The sequence below is a fragment of the Ponticaulis profundi genome (assembly GCF_042659465.1).
Taxonomy (GTDB): domain Bacteria; phylum Pseudomonadota; class Alphaproteobacteria; order Caulobacterales; family Hyphomonadaceae; genus Ponticaulis; species Ponticaulis profundi.
This window is the reverse complement of record NZ_JBHSSW010000017.1, coordinates 87,754-111,286: the sequence shown is the minus strand read 5'-3', so window position 1 is coordinate 111,286 and position 23,533 is coordinate 87,754. Positions and strand designations below refer to the sequence as shown.

Genomic DNA, 23,533 nt, shown 5'->3' with positions numbered 1-23,533 from the left:
AACGGGAGAGAAACATGCCAATAAAACCCGGATGTCTGAGCATCGCTATGTTGCTGACCATCCTGAGCGGTGGCTTTGCAAGCGCGCAGGACAAGTCCTGTGATCCATACTGGACAGGAAGCTGGGATACGACCTATGGCCAGCTTCGGCTCATCGAAGATGGCGACACGGTCTATGGTGACTACGGAAATGTCGGCACCATCAAGGCTTACCTCAATCGCCCCTGTGGTGAATGGCTCCGCGGCATTTTCGAGCGCAAGGATGGCAGATGGGGATATATCGAGTTTGTCGCCACCGGAGACCTCGGTTCACGCTTCAGTGGCCGCTGGACCTGGTCAGATACGACACTTCCAAGCTGGGAAGGAAAGAACGGCACAGAGTGGCGGGGCACAGTTGAGGATCGCTATCCGCCGCCGATTTTGAACTTTGGGTCCGGCGAAACCCGCGACCCGCTGGAAAAATCCCCCTGGCAGTTTGAAAAATGGATGACGCTGGTCGACAAGAAAGCCGAACAGGCCGCGCGCGAACAGCAAAAAGCCGACCAGGAAGCAGACCGGCAGGCGCGCCTGCGGGCGGCATCTGCGCCAAAGCCAGTACAGCCGATCACACAGGGCCTGGTCCTGAATGATGGTTATGGCAGCGTTCTTTCCGTTGGAACGACCTTTGATACTGACAAAGCGCAAACGGCCGTCTCCATGCAAGAGCATGTCCAGATGGTCTCCAGCGACGGCGCCGGAACGGTTAAAGACAAGCTCAAGGACAATGGCTTCACGCTGATTGGTGACGGCGTTTTTGAAGCGGGCGGACTGAATGGTGAGCGCCTGAGAATGACCATGACCCGTAAGGGCTCCGCCATAATCGTGACGTTCCGGGGCACGGGCGGAGACAATTTTGGGGAGACAATCGTCAACGCCATTCGCAGCGATGCTCGCACGAAACTGATCTCGCCATCCTTCATATCAAGCCGCGATACCAGCCGTTCCGTGGAAAAAGGACTGCTCGTGCATAAGGGGTTTTATGATTCCTATATGAAGTTCCGCGGGAAGATCACTTCAGAGCTTGCGCGTGAACCGAAATCCAATCTGTTCATTTTCGGCCATTCACTCGGCGGTGCGATGGCAACGCTGATGGCCGCAGACATGCAGACCAATTACGAGCACAAATTCACGACGATCACGCATCTGGTCTCCGGCAGCCCGCGTGTCGGCAACAAACCCTTCTTTTTGTACTTTTCCCGCATCGTGCCGGACAATCTGCGCATTGCGGTTAACAATGACCCTGTCCCCCTCATTCCAAAGCGCGGTCGTACGGCCGGCACCGCCCTCCAGTTTGAGCGCTATGAACATGTCGGGCGGCTCCTCGTCATTCAGGCCGACGGCAAACCGATCGATGGGAATGATATGCGGGTGGATCTGAAACTGCGCACGCTGCGGTCAGACTTCAAAACCTATCACGACAACATGTTTTATCTGAATGCCGTGAAGAAGATGCGCGCAAAGCAGCCTTCCAATCCAAAGCTCAGCCCGAATGGCCACGCCTGGCTTTACAATACGGCGGTCACAGAGCGGCGACGCAGCCAGTAGGCAACAAAAAAGCCGGGCAAGATGCCCGGCTTTTCCGTTTTCAGAAGCTATGCGGAAATCAGGCCGCAGCTTTTTCTTTCTGAGCTGGTGGGAAGCGGGAGTAGAAGGTCTCGCCCTTCTCTGCCATTTCCTTCAGCATCGCATTTGGACGGAAACGCTCGCCATAGGCATCGGCCAGACGATCAGCTTCCTTCACGAAGTCTGCAATGCCCCATTTCAGGTCCATATACGAACAGCAACCGCCAGTGTATGGCGCAAAGCCCCATGCCAGGATCGAGCCGATATCCGCATCACGCGCATCGGTGATAACGCCTTCCTCGAAGCAGCGTGCCACTTCGATGCACTGACGGAAGAGGAAGCGCTTGGTCAGCTCTTCTTTCAGCTCAGGTGGGCATTCTTCAATCTTCAGATCGATCTTTTCAGACAGATCCGGCCAGAGGCGGGTTGGTTTGCCGTCTTCACCATACTCGTAATAGCCCTTGCCAGCCTTGCGACCGACACGGCCCTTGTCTTCGACAAGCCATGCGAGGAACTGGCTGGCTGGATTTTCATTGGCGTCCATACCAGCAGCTTTCGCCATCTGACGACCGATCTTCAGTGCGGTATCAAGGCCGACACTGTCGGAGACTTCCAGAGGTCCCATCGGCATGCCAGCCTGACGACCGACATTCTCGATGATGGCAGGCTTGATGCCTTCCAGAACCATCTCCATGCCTTCCTGCGTGTATGTGCCGAAGCAACGCGAGGTGTAGAAGCCACGGAAATCATTCACCACAATCGGTGTTTTGCGGATCTTCAGAACATAGTCGATGGTCTTGGCCAGCGTCTCTTCTGTGGTCTTGTCACCGAGAATGATCTCGACAAGGCCCATGCGCTCTACCGGCGAGAAGAAGTGGATGCCGATATAGTTTTCCGGGCGGATGGATGCTTCAGCAAGACCTGTGATCGGCAGGGTCGAAGTGTTCGAGCCCATGACCGCTGTATCAGCCAGATGCTCTTCAGCCATTTTCGTGACCTTGGCTTTCAGCTCGGTGTCCTCGAAGACAGCCTCAACCACCAGATCAGCGCCCTTGATGAGCGAATAGTCCGTGCTTGGCGTGATGAGCGAGAGAATGCCGTCAGCCTTCTCCTGAGTCATTTTTCCACGCGACACCTGCTTGTCCAGAATGCGCTTTGAATAGGCTTTGCCCTTCTCAGCATTGGCCTGATCAACGTCCAGCAGAACAGTCTCGATGCCTGCCATCGCCTGAACGTGCGCAATACCGGCACCCATCAGACCTGCACCAAGAACAGCGACCTTCTTCAGTTCATACTTGGCCGGACCTGCCGGACGAGATGCACCTTTGGAAAGCTCCTGCATGGAGAGGAAGAGCGAACGGATCATGCCTTTGGCTTCCGGGCGCTGCTGGGTGTTGATGAAGTAACGCGTTTCAATGCGAAGCGCGGCATCAATCGGCACCTGAGAGCCTTCATAGATGCACTTCAGAATGTTCACCTGAGCCGGATAGTTGCCATAGGTTTTCGCCGAAATCATCGCATTGCCCATGGTCGCAATCTGCGTTGCGCCAGGATGCTGGTTCGGCACGCCGCCTGGGAAGCGGAAGCCTTTCTGATCCCAAGGCGCTTTCGCCTCCGGATTGGCTTTCAGCCAGGCTTTTGCACGATCCACCAGCTCAGCTGTCGGAGCCAGTTCGTTCACGACGCCCAGTTCAGCCGCTTTTTCGGCTTTCATTGGCTTGCCTTCCAGAATGTACTGGGAAGCTTCCATGATGCCGATCAGGCGTGGCAGACGCTGCGTACCACCAGCGCCTGGCAGAAGGCCGATCTTGGCTTCCGGCAGACCAAACTGGATCTTCGGATTATCGTTGGCAGCAACGCGGTAATGGCAGGCAAGCGCAACTTCCAGACCACCGCCGAGCGCGAGGCCATTCAGGGCACACGCAACCGGTTTGCCGCAGGTTTCCAGCTCGCGAAGTGTTTTGTTGAGTGAGAAACCACGCTCGAACGCGGCTTTCAGAAGCTCATCTTCGCTCATCTCAGAGGCCGCTTTACCGCCGCCTGCGCTTTCATTCATTTCACCGAGGTCTGCGCCAGCGCAGAAACCGGATGACTTGCCAGACGTCACAACCAGACCCTTGATCGCGTCATTGGTCGCAACTTCCTTGGTAATCGCCGTAATGTCGGCAATTGCCTTGGCCGTCAGCGTGTTCATGCTGCGGCCTGGAACGTCGAAGCTTGCGACTGCGAGACCGTCGCTATCAACGTCAAAAGTAAATGTTTCGAGGTTCATATTCTGTCCTCCAATCGGGGTCGCCCCCATATTCAATCTGTCTTGTCTTGATCACCTTTCACGAACAGACCGAAGACCGCACCCAGGATCAGGCCAATCAGAATGCCCTGCAGCTTGTCGCCAAACAGAGAGCCCATCAGAAAGCCTGTAACGCCGCCCATAAAGAGCGAAAGCAGTGTGCGGATCATTCGATCGGACATGACAGATCAGACGCGCTCAATAACCGTTGCTGTACCCATGCCTGCACCAACGCAGAGCGTGACCAGAGCCGTTTCCTTGTCGGAACGTTCCAGCTCATCAACCATGGTGCCGAGGATCATGCCGCCGGTTGCACCGAGCGGGTGTCCCATTGCAATCGCACCGCCATTCACGTTGATCTTGTCGTGCGGAATGTCGAGCGCCTGCATGTAGCGCAGAACCACAGAAGCAAAGGCTTCATTCAGCTCGTAAAGATCAATGTCGCTGACTTCCATGCCGAGCTTTTTCAGCACTTTTTCCGTCACGAAAGACGGGCCGGTCAGCATGATGGATGGTTCAGAACCGATAGACGCGAAACCGCGGACTTTTGCACGAGGCTTGAGACCAAGCGCATCGCCCATTTCTTTCGAGCCGAACAGCACTGCAGACGCACCGTCAACGATACCGGAAGAGTTGCCCGGGTGGTGAATGTGGTTGATCGCTTCGACTTCCGGGTAGCGCTGCTTGACCACTTCATCAAAGCCCATGCCGCCGAGACCGGCAAAGCTTGGGTTCAGGCCTGCAAGTGATTGCATATCGGCATCCGGGCGCATGTGCTCGTCATGATCCAGGATGATCGCGCCGAGTTGGTCTTTTACAGGCACGATGGATTTCGAAAAGCGACCTTCTTCCCAGGCTTTGGCAGCGCGTTGCTGGGACTCGATCGCATAGGCGTCCGCATCATCGCGTGAGAAACCATATTTGGTCGCGATCAGGTCAGCAGACACACCTTGCGGCGCGAAATAGGATTTCATGGCAATGCTTGGATCAACCGGCCATGCACCGCCATTCGAGCCCATTGGGACACGTGACATGGCTTCAACGCCGCCGCCAATTGCCATGTCCGCTTCACCGGTCATGACTTTCGCTGCTGCGATGTTGCAGGCTTCGAGACCGGATGCACAGAAACGGTCGACCTGAACGCCCGCGACTGTTTCGGCATAATCTGCGTTCAGAACAGCGATACGGGCAATGTCCGAGCCTTGCTCACCCACCGGGCCAACACAGCCCAGAATGCAGTCATCGACTTTGGACGTATCGAGGTCGTTGCGATCGCGGAGCGCCTGAAGCGTCTGCGTCGCGAGGCTGAGCGAGGTGATTTCATGCAAGGAACCAGAGGCCTTGCCCTTTCCGCGCGGCGTACGCACCGCGTCATAGATATATGCTTCTGCCATTGGATGTTTCTCCTTTTGGACTGCTAATTCTTTGAATTATTCTGACGTCGGAAAACTCATGATCATCGCGCTCGAAGTGGCCCGCACACACAAACGGCCAGCCTCGTCGAAAAGCTTTCCTTCAATATAGGCAATTGATCGACCAAGTCTTGTGACTTCGGCTTCACAATATACCGGGGCGAGTTTCACGGGACGCATGAAATGCGTGTGAATATCGATGGAAGTCGTCATTTTGGTGCCGCCGGATTTGACGATCACAGCGGGGCCCATCGTGTCGTCCAGCATGGCGACGAGAAAGCCGCCCTGAATAACACCGGCTGGATTCAGGAATTCCTGACGTGGGGTGAATTTGATCCGAATCCAACCCCGCTCCACATCTGCCTCCTGAAACTCAAAGTTCAGAAGCGCTGCGGAAGGCGGCGCGGTTCCATGCTGGCCGGAAAAGAATTTGGCGGGATCAAATTCAGCCATTCAACACGCTCCGAAAGGCCGCGAATGACCGATGACAACCAGATTTTGAGTTCGAAAACTCAGGCACCCATTTTCCTCCCTTTTATGAGAGGACAATATCGTGAAGTCCGGCCGACTGCGAGTCCGTTTTCGGCCAGACTTCAAAAAAAATGACACAAGCGTCATTGAAATTTTGCTTGTGATTACAGGGTACGTGCAATCAGCATTTTCATGACTTCGTTTGCGCCGCCATAAATGCGTTGAACGCGGCTATCCGCATACATCTGAGCAATTGGATACTCGTCCATATAGCCGTAACCACCGTGCAGCTGCAGGCATTCGTCGACGATTTTGCACTGAAGGTCAGAGACCCAGTATTTCGACATGCTGGCGGTCGAGGAATCAAGCTCACCTTTCAGGAGGAGCTCTGTGCAATGGTCCACGAACACTTTCGCAACCGTTGCTTCCGTCTTGCATTCAGCCAGTTTGAACTGCGTGTTCTGGAAGTCGAAAATCGTCTTGCCGAACGCTTTGCGGCCTTTGACGTATTCAACCGTTACATCCAGAGCGCGCTCAATGGTCGCCATGCCCTGAACACCGATCATGTGACGTTCCTGCGGCAGCTTGGTCATCAGCTGAACGAAGCCCTGACCTTCATCACCACCCAGAATGTTTTCGGCTGGTACTTTGACGTCGTTGAAGAACAACTCAGACGTATCAGCCGCTTTCTGGCCGATCTTGTCGAGGTTACGACCGCGCTCAAAGCCTTCGACTTCATCGGTGTCGACCAGCATGATGGAAACGCCTTTGGCGCCCTGGCTTGGATCAGTTTTCGCGCAAACAAGGATCAGGTTCGCGTTCTGGCCGTTCGAAATGAACGTCTTGGAACCGTTGATCACATACCCATTGCCGTCTTTCTTGGCCGTGGTCTTGATGTTCTGCAGGTCAGAACCTGTACCCGGCTCTGTCATGGCGATCGCGGTGATCACGTCACCAGATGCCATTTTCGGCAGATATTTGCGCTTTTGCTCTTCTGTACCGAAAGTCTCAATGTATGGCGCGATGATCGCATTGTGCAGAGTGATGCCGAAGCCATCAATGCCTTTCCAGCCCATCTGCTCGGCGATGATCGCTTCGTGACGGAAGTCACCGCCCATGCCACCATATTCTTCAGAGACAGACGCACACAGAATGCCCATCTCGCCGGCCTTTTTCCACATCTCTTTCGGAACGAGGCCTTCCTTGCGCCAGTCCTGAACATGTGGGGCGCATTCTTTTTCAAAAAACTGGCCGACAGAATCTGAAAAAATGCCGATTTCTTCATCCTGGCGCCATTTGGCCGGTGGGATATCCAGTGGGCTCTGCATCATGGCGTGGTTTCCTCCTGATGGGTTGACGTTTGCGTCAACGGTATACCCCGCCTTATTTGCTCTTGTCGCCCCGTGACGTTAGGTCAGGAATGCAGATTTTTTGCGGGTTTTGCAGGAGTTTACCAGAAATCCGGTCGGACGGGCAGCCCAGGCTACAATCGCTGGTATTGCTTAGTTGAGCTGGCGCCGGAAAAGCGTCAGAACCTCGCTGTCGGAGGCTTCTGTGAGGGCGCACTGCTCAAGGCTGAACATGTTCTGCGTCACCATGTCCGTTGCCGCTTCCATCAGCGCCTCGCGGGACTTGAACTCAGCCTTCGCATAATCCTCAATCGGCTTAAGACCCATCAGGTCCTGCATATCCGATGACAGGCCAATAATCTGATAGAAATAATCATCTCCGCCAGCAAACTCTGCCTGAACGAGATAGAGCGGATGACCATCTTCTTCCATGTCGAGCGACACCATGGACAGCTCGACCATGAAACCATAGCTCGCATGCGTTTCGCCGATTACCAGCGGAACCGTTTCATCATCACCACATGTCAGAAGCAGGTTTCCGGTTGAACTCTCCAGAGGCATGACCAGGCCCTCGCCTGTCAGCAACGGATATTCACTTTCCCAGCATGCGGAAACCAGAACGCATGCAAAGAGGCCAGCCAGAAGTTTGATCGATTTCGCGTACATATTCCTGGCCCACCTGTCTGGAAATGTCCGGCGAACGAGTCGCCGGACCAATTCCGTCAGACGATGCGCTTAGAACGCGTCGGCTTCAAGTGCCATCATGGACTCAGAACCCGCCTGCATCTTCGCAAGATGGGCCGCCGTCTCAGGCAGAAGGCGCTCGACATAATATGTCGCCGTCTTCAGCTTGGTGTCGTAGTAAGGATCTGTCTCACCGGCTGCTTTCTTCTCAAGTGCAACCTTCGCCATTTTTGCCCACATATAGGCAATGGCCGTCAGACCGAACAGGTTAAGGTAATCAGTTGATGCAGCAGCGGCATTGTCGAAGTTCGACAGTCCGTTCTTCATCAGCCAGTTTGTACCTTCGTCCAGGCGATCACGCGCGTCTTTCAGACCTTTGGTATAGAGTGACAGCGCTTCATTGCTTTCATTCTCACCCAGGAAATCGTCCATTTCACGGAAGAACGAGAAGATGGCACGACCACCATCTGCGGCCAGTTTACGGCCAACAAGGTCGAGCGCCTGAATGCCGTTTGTGCCTTCATAGATCAGCGCAATACGTGCATCGCGGACATACTGCTCGACACCCATTTCCTTGGTGTAGCCAATACCGCCATGCAATTGCAGGCTTTCGTTACAGGACTTGAAACCACGATCGGTGAGGAAGGCTTTCAGAACCGGCGTCATGAGCGCCATGTAATCGCCAGCCTTTTCCTTGACCTTTTCGTCTTCAGACTTGTGAAGCAGGTCGCCGTGCAGTGCTGTCCAGTAGAGGAATGCCCGCGCGCCTTCATTGAACGCACGCGAATCCATCAACATGCGACGCACATCCGGATGGACGATGATCGGATCAGCTGGTTTTTCAGGTGCTGCCGGACCAGACAGAGCCCGACCCTGTACGCGATCACGCGCGAAGTCGGCAGCATTCTGATAGGCAATCTCGGACTGGGCCAGACCCTGCAGGCCAACACCAAGGCGCGCTTCGTTCATCATGACGAACATGGTGCGCATGCCTTTGTTTTCTTCACCGACAAGCCAACCTGTTGCGCCGTCATAGTTCATGACGCAGGTCGCATTGCCGTGAATGCCCATTTTCTCTTCCAGACCGCCGCAGGTCATGCCGTTACGGTCACCCAGAGAGCCATCTTCCTTCACCATGTATTTCGGCACCACGAACAGGGAAATGCCCTTAATGCCTTCTGGAGCGCCTTCGATACGCGCCAGAACAAGGTGAATGATGTTTTCAGTCAGGTCCTGCTCACCACCGGAAATCCAGATTTTCTGACCGGTGATTTTGTAAGAGCCATCTTCCTGTGGAACGGCTTTTGTCTTGATGAGGCCGAGATCGGTACCACACTGTGGTTCGGTCAGGTTCATCGTGCCAGACCAGCCGCCATTGACCATGCGCGTCACATAGGTCTGCTTCTGCTCTTCAGAGCCGCCTGCCAGCAGCGCCTGATATGCACCATGCGTCAGGCCCGGATACATGGAGAACGCCATATTGGCGGAACTCTGCATCTCGTTGCTCGCGACGTTGACGACATTTGGCAGGCCCTGGCCGCCATATTGCGGATCGGCCGACAGAGACAACCATTCGCTCTCGACCAGCTGGTCATAGGCTTCCTTGAAGCCATCCGGCGTTTTCACCGTTGCGTCGGAATTGCGAACGCAGCCCTGTTCATCACCGATTTTATTCAGCGGAAACAGAACTTCTTCAGCGAATTTCGCACCGGTTTCGAGGATCTGGTCGACGACATCGCGCGAGGCGTCAGAGAAGCCTGGCAGATTGTCGTAGTTTTCGATGGTCAGCACATCATGAAGCAGGAATTGCATATCCCGAACGGGCGCTGTGTAGCGAGGCATTCAGTCTCTCCCGAGCTGTAAAAACAACAGTTCAGGCTGGCTCTTCGTAAGCCAGCCCGAAACGAGAGTGAGCGTTAGCTCATTTTATGCCGTGCGTCGAGACGCGTTCGTCGGAAAGGTGCTTGCGAGCCACTGCGTCATAGGCACGCGCTGAATCGGCTTCGTCATCAGTCGGGCCGAATTTCTCCAGACGCTCTTCCATCCAGCCAATGCCGTTCTTCAGCATTTCGATGGCTTCATCGATCTCAATACGCTGCTGTTTCAGAACTTCGATCTGCTGTTTGTGCTTCTTGTAAGCCTGACGCAGCTGAGCGCGCTGATTGTCGTCAAGATCATAAAGATCCAGAATTTCACGAATGTCGTTCAGCGAAAAGCCGACCTTACGGCCAGACAGGATCAGTTTCAGGCGAGCGCGATCCCGGTTGGAATAAACGCGGTTCAGCCCTTCACGGTCCGGCTGCAGCAGGCCCTTGTCTTCATAGAAACGCAGAGCGCGCGGTGTCACACCGAATTCACGGGCGAGCTCACTGATAGAGTAAATGCGTTTCTCGACGGATTTTGCGATGTCGGATGTACGTTTCATTTTATTGTTTCCTCCCTGATTTACGTGCACGTAAACTTACTTTACGCGAACGTTAACGTCAAGCAGATCACAAATATGTTTACGACTTTCGTCGCAGCTTTCTGCAGTTCGAAAAATCCGATTTCTCACAAGAATTTAACAGCCTTAACCCGCCCTTAATAAGAAATGACGCTTTTTATGCAGAGTTAAGCGTCGCGGTTAATCCGCCGAATCGAGGAGCAGCCATGGCTACGCGCGGTCCATGGAGCGTCAAAGGTATCGACACCAAGGCTCGGGAAGCGGCTTTGCACGCAGCCCGGAGCGAAGGCATTACGCTGGGTGACTACCTTAACAGATTGCTGCTGGAGAGCGAACGCCAGGAGAGAGAAATGTCGGGCTCAGCTGAACAGAAACCTTCCAATGATCTGACCGCACCGGATTTCAATCTGGATGCACTCGACAAGCTGACACGCCGCATTGAAGCGGTCGAAGCCCGCTCAACTCTCGCCATTACAGGTATTGATCAATCTGTCGTTGGCCTGCTGGCACGGCTGGAAAACAGCGAGTCCTCTCAGGCGGCCATGGAAGGCCGGATTGAACTGGCTTCTGACGATCTGCGTCAGACGCAGGAATTGCTGGAAAAACGCATTGCGCGCATGGAGTCAGATGAAACCAGCGTTCAGAATCTGCGTGCCCTCAAGTCGCTCGAGTCTGCTCTGGAGCGCCTCGCGCACCGCGTTGAAGATGCTCACCAGAGCAGCGACGAGGCCAAGTCCATGGTCCAGACGCGCCTCGACGATGTCGACAGCCGCATGGACGGGCTGACAAAGCATGTCGAGAGCACGCTGGATGAAGCAGCCACACGTGTGACCAAGGCCGTCGAGCAGGCAGAGCTGCGCACCGAAGGCACCACCCGCCACCTTTCCGAACGCCTCAGCAATGTTGAGAGCAAGGTCACCGAAACGCTCAGCAAAGCTTCTGAAAGCATTGATCGGTATGGCGAGCGTATCGAGAAAACAGAGAACCTCGTCTCAGAGGCCCTGGATCGCGCCGATAGCCAGAGCAGCGGTCTCGCAGATATTTCCGAGCGCCTGGACCGGGCCGAGTCCACGACCAATGCTGCAATCGAAGACCTTGAGAACACCGTGCACAAGCTCGATGAGCAAATGGCGCACATCAAGGATGAAGTCGGCGAAGGCACTATTTCTGCCATCCGTGCGGAAATGGACAAGCGTCTGCAGGACATCACCAGCGAGCTGAACAACACCATTGCCGGCATTCGCAGCGAACTCGCCGAGCAGATCGATCATGCTGCCAGCATCCCGACGGAAGCTTTTGCTGAGATCAACTCAGCCGTCAGCGAGATGCACAAGCGCATGAAGCGCGCCGAACAGCGCCAGAACACGTCTGTTGAAGCGATTGGCGAGGAAGTGGCGCGCCTGACGGAAACACTGGATCGCCGCGTGCAGCAGGTCGAGCAGCGCAACAGTTCAGAGCTGTCCTCCGACATTCGCAACCAGCTCGAAAATCTGGCGACATCCCTGCACCGCCGCATGACAGAGCTGGAAAACAGCAATTCCAGCGAAGAGCTCTCTACGGTCACCCGTCAGATGAACGACCTGGCTGATGCCCTCAGCGCGCGCGTGAATGCTTCTGAAGAACGCAGCGCCGCAGCGATCAAGGATTTCTCTGATCACGTTTCCACACTGACGCGCAAGCTGTCTGCCAAACAGGACGAAAGCCTCGAGAAGCTGAGCGAGGAAATCCGCTCATCAGAAAATCGCCAGTCCGAACGTATGAATGACGCCATTGGCGGCGTTCGTGAGCGCATTGAACAGGTAGAAGAAGCAACGGCGTCCTCTGTCAGCCCGATCCAGAAAGCGATGGCATCACTGGCCGAACGCCTGGAAGCCATGGAGGACTTTTCGTCTCCGCCAGGCGTCTCACGCCCGAAGAATGACGAGTTCGCAGCAGCCGCAGCTTTCAGCGACAGTCTTAAAGAGGCAGATGAAGCCCTCTCCAAACCGAAGCCGCAGGAACCGGAAAGCTTCGACGCACCGGATGAAGATGACTTCGGTTTCGAACCAGACGTTCCGAAAGCCGCCGCCAAACCAGCGGTCGACCCGTCTGACCCTTGGGCGAATGACGACGACGCGTTCGTAGCGCCGGAAGCGACCGATCTGGATGAATTCGGCGACGACTTTGGCGTACCGCTGGAAGCCCATGACCCGGATTATGATCTCGACGCCGCCGAAGACGAGCCGGATGATTTTTCTGACAGTTTTGAAGCTCAACAGGGCGCTGGCCCGAACGACTATCTGGCGCGTGCCCGCGCGGCCGCGAATGCGAGCCAGGACACCAGTCGCTCCAAGAAACACAGCCCACGCGCAGCACTCAAGACCAGTGGCGGGAGCTCAAAGTTGCCTCTGATCGCAGCGGCATCTGTGGTCGCGCTGGCGGCCGCTGGCACGGCTGGCTATATGATGATGCGCGGCAAGCAGGCGCCAACGGCGGACATGCTCTCGACCGATCGCCCGAATGGTGATGTAGGCATCAACACCGTGATCGTCCCCGACGCGGGACAGCTGACCTCAGACATTCCGATGGAAATGGACGGTGATGTCGAAGGTCTTGCGCTGGAAAACAGCACCGACGAGGAAGCTGCGATTGCGCAGGAGATGAGCGCCGAAACGCCATCCTCAGAGCCTCTGAAAGAAACACCTGCAACGCTCGAAACGACAGAAAGCGCACCACAGGAAGAAGCAACGCTGGTGCCTCCGCCTTCGAGCAAGCCTGAACCTCAGCCGCAGCAGCTTGCTGCGCTAAGCGCTCCAACGCCGACGCCTGTCTCCCGACCGATTGACATGGCGCCAGCACCAGCTCCTGCGCCTGCTGAACCGCCAGCGGCGACGCCTGCCGAAGCGGAAGCACCTGCTGAAATCACGCAATATCGCAACGGTATTGCCGCGCTGGAGTCCGGTGACATCGCTCGCGGCGCTTCATTGGTGATGCAAGCTGCCGACGCAGACCTCGCGATTGCGCAATATCGCCTCGCAAAACTGTTTGAACGCGGACAAGGCGTACCGAAAGATCTTGCACAATCGCGCATCTGGACTCAGCGCGCGGCGAATGGCGGCAATGTCAAAGCCATGCACGACCTCGCTGTCTTCTATGCCGAAGGCGAAGGCGGCCAGCAGAGCTATGCGGGTGCTGCACAATGGTTCCGCAAAGCGGCCGATCACGGCCTGGTCGACAGTCAGTATAATCTGGGTGTGCTGTATGAGCAGGGCCTTGGCGTTGATGCAAACCCGAGCGAAGCGCTCTATTGGTACCGCGTCGCGCACAAAATGGGTGACACCGGAGCACTGGCGAAAGTCAATGAACTCAGCCAGCAGGTCGGTCCGGAAACGGCACGTCAGACGGCTGATCTGGCAAGCGCGTATGCACCCGCCCAGGCCGATGCGATGGCAAATGGCCGCTTTCCGCAGGCTGCACCTGCGAACATGACAGCCAGCGTGACGCCAGAAGCCACACCTGCCTCACTGTCATCAGATGGTGCCATGATCCGCGAAGCTCAGGATCTCCTGAACCTGCTCGGCTATAATGCAGGCGGCGCAGATGGCGAATTCGGAAGTCAGACCCGTCAGGCCATCATCACATTTCAGGCCGCAAACAGCCTACCGCAAAGTGGTGCCGTGACGCCGACTTTGCTGCGCCAGCTTCGCAACGCTTCCGTCGGCCTCTGATCAACCTGATTTATCCCTGAAATCGCCAGACCGGCTTTTGCGCCCGGTCTGGTACGAGACGCGACGCTGGTACCTGATAGGTGCGCGTCTGGCCCAACAGAAACACCTGGCGATCAGGTGACAACACATCTTCAAACGGCTGTTCGGTGACGTTCAGCCCACCTGTGAAGGCTCCCATGGCTGGCAGGATCAGCGCATTCCCATCACTGACAAAACAACGGCGACGAAGCCTTTTGCCTCGCCCGGCAAGGCGTGCCACCGGATGAAGGTGGCCAGCCACCTCCCCTTTTTCTCCACTGGGCTCATGGCGAAAGACCAGTCGGCCAAGGTGAAGCGTCTTGCACGGCGTACCACCAAGATGCTCAGGCGGGTCAGGGTCGTGATTGCCCTCAACCCAGTGCCAGTCCACCTGCGCGGTCAGGGCGCGAATGCGCGCCACCATGTCGTCGGACAAGCGCGCCGCGGAGTCGCGTCGGTGAAAACTATCGCCAAGCGAGATCACCTGGCGCGGACGTTTTTCGCGCACCAGACGCTCAACGCGCGCCAGCGTTGCAGTGGAGTCATAAGGTGGGAGGAACTGCCCGCCACGCGCGTAACTCGCCCCTTTTTCGAGGTGCAGATCGGAAACAATCAGGGTGGATTGCGCCGCCCACCAGAGCGCGCCCTCCGCCAGAGGCAGAAGGTCGTGACCGCACAATCGGATAACCGGTTGCGGTTCGATCGAATCTTGAGTTTGCGCCGGGATCATGGAGCTAAGATTGTGCGATCCGGCCTGGCACGTCAATCAACGTCCTCAGTGACGAAAGCGCCCTTTGGCCTGCGCAAAACCAAGCGCGGTTTTTGGCACCATCACCCCCAGCACAAAGGCTGTGACGCCAGCCGCATCGCCCAGCATGCTTTCGGTGAGAGACAGGATGAGTGCAAAGACAAAGAACGCCAGCACATACCGACGTGCACCATTCGATCCAAAAACTGCCGATGAAGCCTGCAAAATTGCCCGCAGAATGGAAGCCCAGAGGAAGAAGCTGCCAAACATGCCAAAGGCGAGCATCATCTCCAGATACGCATTGTGCGCATTGAACGCTTCAAAATTGGCGTCATGCATGACCTGTGTCTTGGTCGCGCTGCCCTCGACCCAGAATGCCTGAAAACCATAACCAAGCATGGGGCGGTTCTGAATAAACTCGACAATGGTTGGCCAGATCTGCGTCCGGCCTGTCAGGTTGGTTTCACGGCCAAGCAATTCTGCCGCGTTCAGGCCCATGCCGATCAGCAGAGCCACAACCGCTCCAATGACGATGATGGCAAACCAGCTGCCGAGGAAAAAACGAACCGGCCCCCGACGAATGGCTTCCACGAAAAAGAACGCACAGATCGCAAGCACGCTGGTTGCGAGCGCTCCGGCAGACCCTGTCAGCAACAAAAGGCCGATCAGAAAGAGTGTTCCGATCCCAAACAGCGGATTGCGATCTGCAACCCCGACAATCGTGCAGGCAATTGCGCCCACTGCGAACGCTTCACCGGTCGCGTTCTTTTCCAGCCATAGCCCGCGGAATGCGCCCGGGTGGGTGTGATCCATAATCCCGCCAAACGGGATCACCAGAACGGACAGAAAGGCGAGCAGCAGAATGGCCATGGCGAGGCCCTTCCAGATCGCCCGCCAGGAGCACATGGACGCCATGGACGTGCCGATCAGGTGAAAGGCAATCAGCAGGATCGACGATTTCAGCGTGTTTGATGGCGATGTCGACCAGGCCGTGCTTGCCAGCGCGATCAGGCTGTAAAGCTGAAATGGCAAATTGACCCAGAGCGTGAAGAGAAACACGCGCGGACGGAAACGCAGCGCCATTGCACACATGACGAAGCTGGTCGCAAAGGTCATGACCAGCGTCATGCGCCCCATCAGCGTCATGGAAATTTCGCGCCCAATGAAGCTCTCTAGTCCCTGAGAGAACAGGACAAAACACACCATGGCAATGAAAGGCGCAGCGCGTTCAAGATCCGGCACACGTGGCCCTGTTTCAGGCCGGGCCTGATAATAGGGCATGGACGCTTGATGAGCTGCTGTTCCGAACATTTACACCACACTTGTCCCGCGACGGGACGCCTGTCTGAAAATGTGCAAATCCTGAGCCGGTCAGACGGCGCCGGACCTAACGCTCCAGCACGCCCTTCGCGGTCTGCGCAAACTCAGAGGCCAGCACTGTATAGGCATCCGTGAGAGGCGACGTCTCACGCCAGCAAAGCGCAATTTCGCGACACGCTGATGGATGATCCAGCCGGCGGACCACAAACTCCGGATCTCGCTGTGCTTCTGAAAAGGCGTAAAGGCTCGGCAGAAGGGCAATCCCCGCCCCCATCACCGCCATCTGACGGACAGCATCAAGGCTGGTGCCTTCATACTCCGTGCTGACAATCGCTCCGGCTTCAGACGCGATGGTCTGCACGAGCTGACTTAATCTGTGTCCATTCCCGAGGCTCAGAAACTGACGCCCCGCGAGATCCTTGATGCTGACCGGCGTTTCCGACTGGCTCAAGGGATCATCTGGCGCAGAACAGATCCAGAGCTCTTCACGAAAGAGCGGGATGGATGCGCTGCTCCTGTGCTCATTCGCCGTCGAGATGATGACATCCAGGCGGCCACTTTCCAGACCTTCGTCCAGATCATTGGTGCGTTCTTCACGCACGACCAGTCGCAGGTCGGGAAATTTCTGGTGCAGCTGACGCGCGGCCACCGGCAACAGATAAGGCCCGATCGACGGCAGCACGCCGAGATGAACACGGCCCGTAAGCTGCGCACCGCTCTGCCGGGCGAGCGCGCGGAGTTCCTCCACCTCGCGCAAGACGATGCGTGCACGCGACAGAACGGCATGACCAATCGGTGTCATCACCGCGCCATGGCGCCCCCGTTCGATCAGGTGAACGCCAAGCCCCTCTTCCATGTCTGCAATCTGTGCGGACAGCGCCGACTGGCTGACATTCAACGTGCGCGCAGCCTCACCAAAACGACCGGTTTCAGCTATGGCAACCAGATATTGCAATTGTCTGAGCGTTGGGCGCATTTATCACTTTTTCCGATCAATCAGTGTTTTTCTTTCTATTTGAATTATGGAACACATTGCTTCATCTGACTAGTGTGGTCAGCTTTATACGGACGTGAATCCCCAAATTCTCCTCGTGCTGATCAACACTCCCAACTGGTCGTAGCCCGCGCTACGACCAGCCTGCGGAATACGGCGCCGTACATTCCGGAGGGGCAAAACACGCCCTCAATCTGCCCGCTATGGCAGACGAAACCAGAATGATTGAAGGCTCTGCTGCGCTATGGCCGCGCACGGGCTTTTCAGAAACGGAAAGAGAGTATGACAATTGTAATGGAGCGCGCGCGCCAGTTCTTTAACTGGGAGCCGTCAGCTGGTCTGTTGCTGATCGCCGCCGCACTTTTCGCCATCGTGGCAAACAATTCTGTGACCAGCTCAGGCTATATGGCCTTTCTGGACACGCCTGTGATCCTTCAGATCGGCGCACTCGAGCTGAACAAGCCTCTGCTGCTTTGGATCAATGATGGTCTGATGGCCGTCTTCTTCTTCACCATTGGTCTGGAGATCAAACGTGAAATTCTGCAGGGCCAGCTTTCGTCTCCGGACAAAGTGTCTTTGCCGCTCTTTGCCGCGATTGGTGGCATGGTCGGGCCTGCGCTGATCTTCTATTTCATCAACCAGTCCGCGCCTGAGAATATGTCCGGATGGGCCATTCCTGCTGCAACCGACATTGCCTTTGCGCTCGGCATTCTGGCACTGATGGGCAGTCGCATTCCCACCGCGCTGAAAATCCTGCTGCTGGCGATTGCCATTATCGATGACCTTGGTGCCATCGTGATCATCGCATTGTTCTACACGGATAATCTGTCGCTCATGGCATTGTCCGGCGCAGGCATTTCCCTGCTCGGTCTGCTGATGCTGAACATGTCGGGTGTCAAAAAGATCGCGCCTTATGTTCTGGTCGGCCTGATCATGTGGGTGTTTGTTCTGAAATCAGGTGTCCACGCCACACTTGCAGGCGTTATCACCGCGCTCTTCATTCCCATTGAAGGCCGCAAGAGCGACCATCATTCGCCCCTGCTACGGCTGGAGCACGGTCTGCACCCCTGGGTCGCTTTCCTGATCGTCCCGCTTTTCGCCTTTGCCAATGCTGGCGTATCTCTGGAAGGGCTTGCGCTTGAGGATCTGATGTCACCTCTGACGCTGGGTGTGGCCGCAGGTCTGTTCTTCGGCAAGCAGATCGGCGTGTTCCTGATCAGCTATCTGGCTGTAAAACTTCGCATTGCGCGCATGCCGGACGGTATCACCTGGCCACAAATCTACGGGCTGTCGCTGCTGACCGGAATTGGTTTCACCATGAGCCTGTTTATCGGCACACTCGCCTTCGACTCGCTGGCCATGATGAATGATGTGCGCCTGGGCGTCCTGACAGGATCGACGCTCTCAGCGCTCATCGGTGTGGGGATACTCTTCCTCTCGACGAAATCACCTCAGACAAAGCCTGAAGCGCATGCGAGCACGCCATCGGCCAGGCAATCTCCTCAGATGTCATAGTACCCCCGACATCTTGTGACTGGGCGCCCTGACGGGCGCCCTTTTTTTAGTGACCCTTGAAGACCGGCTTACGCTTCTCGACGAATGCCCGCGCGCCTTCCTTGTGGTCGTCAGTTTCCATGCAATAGACCTGCGTGAAGACTTCACGTTCCAGAAGCTCGGCATAGTCATGCGTCGATGCCTTGGAAACGTTCTCCTTGATCAGGCGATAGCTGATCTGAGGGCCTTCTGCGAAACGGGCTGCCAGTTCATCAACGGCGCCCTGGAACTCATCATCTGGAACGACCTTGTTCACCAGACCAAGGCGATAGGCTTCATCGACAGAGATCATCTCTGACAAAAGCAGGAATTCCTTGGCTTTGCCTTCGCCGAGAATTCGCGTCAGAGGCCAGGTGATACCAAGATCTCCGCTGAAGCCGACTTTCGAGAATGCCGTCGTGAAACGCGCCTTGTCAGAGGCAATCCGAAGGTCGCAAGCCAGCGAAATGGCAAATCCCGCGCCTGCTGCAACGCCGTTGACGGCAGCGATGGTCACTTTTGGAATGCTGTAAAGCAGACCTGAAAACTTGTGCAGGCCGCGCTGACGGGTGAGCTTTTGCTCGGTCGTCATGCCGCCAACATTCTGGCCGGAATTCATCGCCTTCACGTCACCGCCGGCGCAGAAAGCGCGGCCTGTGCCGGTCACGACAATGCATTTTACAGACTCATCGATCGCCCAGGCTTCAAGTGTCTCTACGGCAGTCTTGAAAATGTATGGCGATAGCGCATTCATGGAATCCGGACGGTTAAACCGTAGTGTTCCGACACCGTTTTCAACGGTGACAACCAGCTCTTCACTCATGGCGATGCTCCCTATGTCCTTATGAGTTGGCCGCGCCCAGAACGCCGCCTTGCGAAATTACTAGTTCGCACAGCGAAACAAGCAAGTAAATTCCAGTCAGATTCTCATGAGACATCAGGAAGCTCACTCTCGTTTCTTTCAGTGTTTTTCTGAGCAGCTTCACGCCAAACCCGTCGCAGACAAACGTTTGTGCGTATCTTATAAAATTCGAACTTTTTATGATCTGAGCCGTTTGTCACTGCGCATCAAAGACTGACGGAGGCGTTAATGCTGCTCAAACAATTCAAGACAGATGGGCTCGCCCATTTCTCCTATCTCATTGGCGCTGGTGACAATGCCGCTGTGATCGACCCGCAGCTGGACGTCGAACTCTATCTTGCCGCCGCGCAAGCCGCTGGTGTGCAGATCCGACATATCTTTGAGACGCACCGCAATGAAGATTTCATCTCGGGCGCAGCGCATCTCGCGCGCCTGACGGGTGCGGAGGTCTATCACGGTCCCAATCCAGCTGGCCCGGTCCAGTATGCCCAAACCGTGACGGAGGGTTTCAGTGTCGATGTCGGGCAGCTAACGCTGAAAGTCCTGGAGACGCCGGGGCATACTGACGATTCTATCTCCATTGCCATTTTTGACACCGCCTATCCGGATGGCGCCGTCGGAGTGTTTACCGGTGATGCGCTGTTTATCGGCGACGTCGGGCGCACCGATTTTTATCCACATCGGGCTGAAGAAGTAGCAGGCCTTCTGTTCGACAGTCTTCAGAAATTACTCGGCCTCGGGGATCAGACGATCCTCTACCCGGCACATGGCGCAGGTTCGGTCTGCGGGTCCGGCATGGCAGAGCGCGAGTTTTCAACGCTTGGACATGAGCGCTCCAATAACCCGCGCCTGCAGATTTCAGACCGCGATGCCTTCATTTCCGCAAAGCTCGAAGAGACCCACTACCAGCCACCCTATTTTAAACTGATGGAACGACTCAATCTGGATGGCGGAACGCCAGGCCAGTCAGGTTCTCAGATTCCCGCTGCGTCGCTCAACGCATTGCAGCCCCCGGAAACAGACATACTGCTCGATCTTCGCCCGATTGAAGCCCACCTTGCCCGGCACATACCAGGCAGTCGACTTTTGCCAGTTGATATGATTGCAGCCTTTGGAGGCTGGTTTCTGGAAGAGGACATGCGCATTGGTCTTGTCAGCCAGACAGCAGACGCTGCCCGTGAGGCCGTAAAGCATTTGAACCGGATCGGTTTTCAGAAAATCGAGGGCTTCACAACCGGCTTGCTCGGCAAGGCCGCATCCGGCACGGAAACAGACCTGATCGCGACCGCAGACACGAACGCGGTGGCCAGCCGCCTCGCCGTATCGACAGAAAATTGGACGCTTCTCGATGTCCGCTCCATTGAGGAATTTGAAAGCGGACATATTGAAGGTGCTGAGCATGTCTATGTCGGAGACGTGCTGAAAGATCCCGCTCGATATCTCAGCGATAACGGCATCACAGTGATGTGTGGGTCCGGAGCGCGGGCTTCTCTTGCCGCCTCTGCTCTGAAGGCGGCGGGCCAGAAAGGCCTTGATGTTTATGTTGGCTCCATCGGTGCCTGGCGCGCAGCGGACAAACCAGTCACATCTGATGACTAAGGCGCTTCCTCACCAAATGCCTCTGCGAGGAGGTCATCTTCGGCTTCTTTCAGAATGGCTTCTGCGGCGCTGACGCCCGCGACCGGTTCGCGGCCGACTTCCAGCATGACCGGTACAGCAAAAGGCGAGATGCGTGGCAGATCGATATGCGCAATCCGGCCCCTGATGCGCTCCAGCAATGCGCCAAGCCGCAGAATGTCGAGCTGTCCCTCGCCCGCTTCCTCGCGTGCGGCCTGAAGCAGGATGTGATCGGGCTCATGACTGCGGAGCACGTCATAAATCAGATCCGTTGAGAAGGTGACCTGCCGCCCCGTTTTCTCTCCGCCGGGCTGTCGACGCTGGATCAGGCCGGCAATCTGCGCGCATTGTTTGAAAGTCCGCTTCATCATGAAGCTCTCATCCAGCCATTCTTCCAGATCATCACCGAGCATGTCCTGATGGAAAAGCTGGCTCATATCCATGTCACCCATGGGCTCAAGTCCCCAGATCGCCATGGCGTATTCACTTGCAACAAAGCCCAGCGGCTTCATGCCGGCCCGTTCCAGCCTGCGCGTCAGCAACATACCCAGCGTCTGGTGCGCGAGGCGTCCGTCGAACGGATAACAGACAAGATAATGTCGATCCGCTCGCGGGAATGTCTCCACCAGCATCTGATCTGCTGGTGGAATGAGCGAGCGTTCTTTCTGAATGCGGATCCATTCCGCCACCTGATCAGGCAGGTCTTTCCACCCGGCTTCATTGTGCAGAATGTGACGGACCCGGTCTGCCAGAAACGTGGACAGCGGAAACTTTCCACCCGCATAGGAAGGGACAGCCGGATCCGGATCGGCTGAGCGTGTGGTCACAGCGCTCGTCTCGAAAATACCCTCAAATCGCAGGATCTCACCTGCGAACAGAAAGGTATCACCCGTCTGTAATGACTCGACAAAGCCTTCCTCGATCTCACCGAGCTTCTGGCCCAACCAGCCGGTCGGTAGGCGCAGATTGCCATCTGCCCCCCGTTTCGGGCGGCCCACCACGCGGACAGACAACATCTGCGCTTCAATAATGGTGCCGACATTCATGCGGTGGCCCTGAGCATCACGAGCGGTTCGCGCGCGCCACAGTCCATCCTTGTGCTTCACAATGCGTCGGAACCGGTCATAGCTGCGAAGCGCATAGCCACCTGTCGCAACCAGATCGAGCACACGTTCAAAGGTTTCCCAGTCGATATGCGCATAGGGCGCAATGCTGGTGACCTCCTCGAATAGCTGATTGGGCTCAAAGCCTTCACCACATGCGCGCCCCATCACATGCTGGGCGAGCACATCCAGCCCGCCTTGCCTTCGGGCGGGGCCATCCAGCGCCTGTGCTTCCACAGCCTCCTTGGCGGCCTGACATTCCAGCACCTCAAACCGGTTTGTCGGGACCAGAATGGCGCGCGAGGCTTCATCAAAGCGGTGATTGGCCCGGCCAATGCGTTGTATCAGACGCGATGAGCCTTTCGGCGCGCCCATCTGAAACACGAGATCGACGTCTCCCCAGTCAATGCCGAGATCCAGCGTCGAGGTGCAAACGACCGCTTTCAAGCGACCTGCGGCCATCGCTGCCTCAACCTTTCGGCGCTTCTCAACGGCGAGCGAGCCATGATGAAGCGCAATGGCCAGACCGTCGTCATTAATGGTCCAGAGCTCCTGAAACAGGAATTCCGCTTGACTGCGCGTATTGACGAAAATCAGTGCCATCCGGGCGGATTTCACCGCCTCATACACCTCATGGATGGCAAATCGCCCGGAATGACCGGACCAGGGAATGCGTTCCCTGGAAATCAGAAGATCGACCTGCGCCTTCACGCCCCCCTTTGCCTTGATAACATTCGCGCCGCCCATCCAGCTGGTCAGATGGTTCGGGTCGGCCACCGTCGCGGACAACCCCGTCAGACGCAGACCGGGTGCCCAGTGTCGAAGCGTGGCAATGCCAAGCGCCAGCAAATCCCCGCGTTTCGTCGGCGCGATCGCATGGATTTCATCGACAATGACGCATTTCAGATCGGCGAAGAACTCGCTCGCCCGGTCCGAGGCAATGAACAGAGCCAGTTGCTCTGGTGTTGTCATCAGAATGTCTGGCGGGTTGGAACGCTGGCGCTGACGCCTGGATTGCGGCGTGTCCCCTGTTCGGGTCTCAATGCGGATATCCAGCCCCATTTCGGCAACGGGCATTTCCAGATTGCGGTGAACATCAACCGCAAGCGCTTTCAGCGGCGAAATGTAAAGCGTGTGCAAGCCGGGGCGCGTGTCATTGCGCTGGGCTTTGCGTTTCTCAAGATCAATTAGGCTTGGCAGAAAGCCAGCCAGTGTTTTGCCAGCGCCCGTTGGCGCAATGAGCAAAGCGCTCTGCCCATCTTCAGCGGCCCGCACCAGTTCCAGCTGATGCTCACGCGGCGACCATCCCCGTGAGGCAAACCAGTCCTCAAACCGGTCGGGCAGAAAATGGCGGTCACTTCCATCGGGCATACGCTCAAGA

At 56.3% G+C, this 23,533-nt stretch carries 17 protein-coding genes; 4 read left to right on the top strand and 13 right to left on the bottom strand.

The features are described 5' to 3' along the window. Window positions 1-14: 14 nt before the first annotated feature. Window positions 15-1,583 carry a lipase family protein gene (locus ACFQDM_RS12920; RefSeq protein ID WP_377379685.1) on the top strand — a complete coding sequence of 523 codons (1,569 nt, stop codon included), beginning with the start codon at window positions 15-17 and terminating at the stop codon, window positions 1,581-1,583. A gap of 58 nt (window positions 1,584-1,641) precedes the next feature. Here ACFQDM_RS12920 and ACFQDM_RS12915 read toward each other — a convergent pair whose 3' ends face one another. The 8 genes from ACFQDM_RS12915 to ACFQDM_RS12880 form a co-directional block, all read right to left on the bottom strand. Beyond that, entirely contained in the window at window positions 1,642-3,873 is a 2,232-nt protein-coding gene (locus ACFQDM_RS12915) for a 3-hydroxyacyl-CoA dehydrogenase NAD-binding domain-containing protein (protein ID WP_377379683.1), read from the bottom strand. 32 nt (window positions 3,874-3,905) lie between these two features. Next, on the bottom strand, window positions 3,906-4,073 hold the full coding sequence (locus tag ACFQDM_RS12910; protein WP_377379681.1) for a hypothetical protein: 168 nt from the start codon (window positions 4,071-4,073) through the stop codon (window positions 3,906-3,908). A 6-nt stretch (window positions 4,074-4,079) separates the two neighbouring features. After that, the gene (locus ACFQDM_RS12905) at window positions 4,080-5,285 is read right to left on the bottom strand and encodes an acetyl-CoA C-acetyltransferase (RefSeq protein ID WP_377379679.1); all 1,206 of its coding nucleotides are present in this window, start codon (window positions 5,283-5,285) and stop codon (window positions 4,080-4,082) included. A 36-nt stretch (window positions 5,286-5,321) separates the two neighbouring features. Then, a complete protein-coding gene (locus ACFQDM_RS12900; protein ID WP_377379677.1) occupies window positions 5,322-5,756 on the bottom strand; it encodes a PaaI family thioesterase in 435 nt (144 codons plus the stop codon). Window positions 5,757-5,938: 182 nt separating this feature from the next. Then, the gene (locus tag ACFQDM_RS12895; RefSeq protein WP_377379675.1) at window positions 5,939-7,105 is read right to left on the bottom strand and encodes an acyl-CoA dehydrogenase family protein; all 1,167 of its coding nucleotides are present in this window, start codon (window positions 7,103-7,105) and stop codon (window positions 5,939-5,941) included. A 171-nt stretch (window positions 7,106-7,276) separates the two neighbouring features. Further along, window positions 7,277-7,789, bottom strand: coding sequence for a hypothetical protein (locus ACFQDM_RS12890; protein ID WP_377379673.1), 513 nt, complete (start codon window positions 7,787-7,789; stop codon window positions 7,277-7,279). A 69-nt stretch (window positions 7,790-7,858) separates the two neighbouring features. Beyond that, window positions 7,859-9,649: an acyl-CoA dehydrogenase C-terminal domain-containing protein gene (locus ACFQDM_RS12885; protein ID WP_377379671.1), complete on the bottom strand. Its 1,791-nt coding sequence runs from the start codon at window positions 9,647-9,649 to the stop codon at window positions 7,859-7,861. Between the two features lie 79 nt (window positions 9,650-9,728). Continuing rightward, a complete protein-coding gene (locus ACFQDM_RS12880; RefSeq protein WP_377379670.1) occupies window positions 9,729-10,232 on the bottom strand; it encodes a MerR family transcriptional regulator in 504 nt (167 codons plus the stop codon). Between the two features lie 224 nt (window positions 10,233-10,456). Between ACFQDM_RS12880 and ACFQDM_RS12875 the strand changes: the two genes are divergently transcribed. Further along, window positions 10,457-13,957 carry a peptidoglycan-binding protein gene (locus ACFQDM_RS12875; protein ID WP_377379668.1) on the top strand — a complete coding sequence of 1,167 codons (3,501 nt, stop codon included), beginning with the start codon at window positions 10,457-10,459 and terminating at the stop codon, window positions 13,955-13,957. 10 nt (window positions 13,958-13,967) lie between these two features. Here ACFQDM_RS12875 and pdeM read toward each other — a convergent pair whose 3' ends face one another. The 3 genes from pdeM to ACFQDM_RS12860 all read right to left on the bottom strand — a co-directional run bounded on the left by pdeM (window position 13,968) and on the right by ACFQDM_RS12860 (window position 17,019). Next, the gene (gene pdeM, locus ACFQDM_RS12870) at window positions 13,968-14,705 is read right to left on the bottom strand and encodes a ligase-associated DNA damage response endonuclease PdeM (protein WP_377379666.1); all 738 of its coding nucleotides are present in this window, start codon (window positions 14,703-14,705) and stop codon (window positions 13,968-13,970) included. A 45-nt stretch (window positions 14,706-14,750) separates the two neighbouring features. Further along, window positions 14,751-16,004 (bottom strand): O-antigen ligase family protein, encoded by a 1,254-nt coding sequence (locus tag ACFQDM_RS12865; protein WP_377379664.1) that lies wholly within the window; start codon window positions 16,002-16,004, stop codon window positions 14,751-14,753. Window positions 16,005-16,110: 106 nt separating this feature from the next. Beyond that, window positions 16,111-17,019 carry a LysR substrate-binding domain-containing protein gene (locus ACFQDM_RS12860; RefSeq protein ID WP_377379662.1) on the bottom strand — a complete coding sequence of 303 codons (909 nt, stop codon included), beginning with the start codon at window positions 17,017-17,019 and terminating at the stop codon, window positions 16,111-16,113. Between the two features lie 300 nt (window positions 17,020-17,319). Between ACFQDM_RS12860 and nhaA the strand changes: the two genes are divergently transcribed. Beyond that, a complete protein-coding gene (gene nhaA / locus ACFQDM_RS12855) occupies window positions 17,320-18,552 on the top strand; it encodes a Na+/H+ antiporter NhaA (RefSeq protein WP_377379660.1) in 1,233 nt (410 codons plus the stop codon). 46 nt (window positions 18,553-18,598) lie between these two features. Here nhaA and ACFQDM_RS12850 read toward each other — a convergent pair whose 3' ends face one another. After that, window positions 18,599-19,393 (bottom strand): enoyl-CoA hydratase, encoded by a 795-nt coding sequence (locus ACFQDM_RS12850; RefSeq protein WP_377379658.1) that lies wholly within the window; start codon window positions 19,391-19,393, stop codon window positions 18,599-18,601. A gap of 267 nt (window positions 19,394-19,660) precedes the next feature. On the opposite strand from ACFQDM_RS12850, the gene ACFQDM_RS12845 reads away from it, so the two are divergent. After that, window positions 19,661-21,031 (top strand): MBL fold metallo-hydrolase, encoded by a 1,371-nt coding sequence (locus ACFQDM_RS12845; protein WP_377379656.1) that lies wholly within the window; start codon window positions 19,661-19,663, stop codon window positions 21,029-21,031. Here the strand turns inward: ACFQDM_RS12845 and ACFQDM_RS12840 are convergent. Further along, a complete protein-coding gene (locus ACFQDM_RS12840) occupies window positions 21,028-23,523 on the bottom strand; it encodes a ligase-associated DNA damage response DEXH box helicase (protein WP_377379818.1) in 2,496 nt (831 codons plus the stop codon). The genes ACFQDM_RS12845 and ACFQDM_RS12840 overlap by 4 nt on opposite strands. Window positions 23,524-23,533 lie beyond the last annotated feature (10 nt).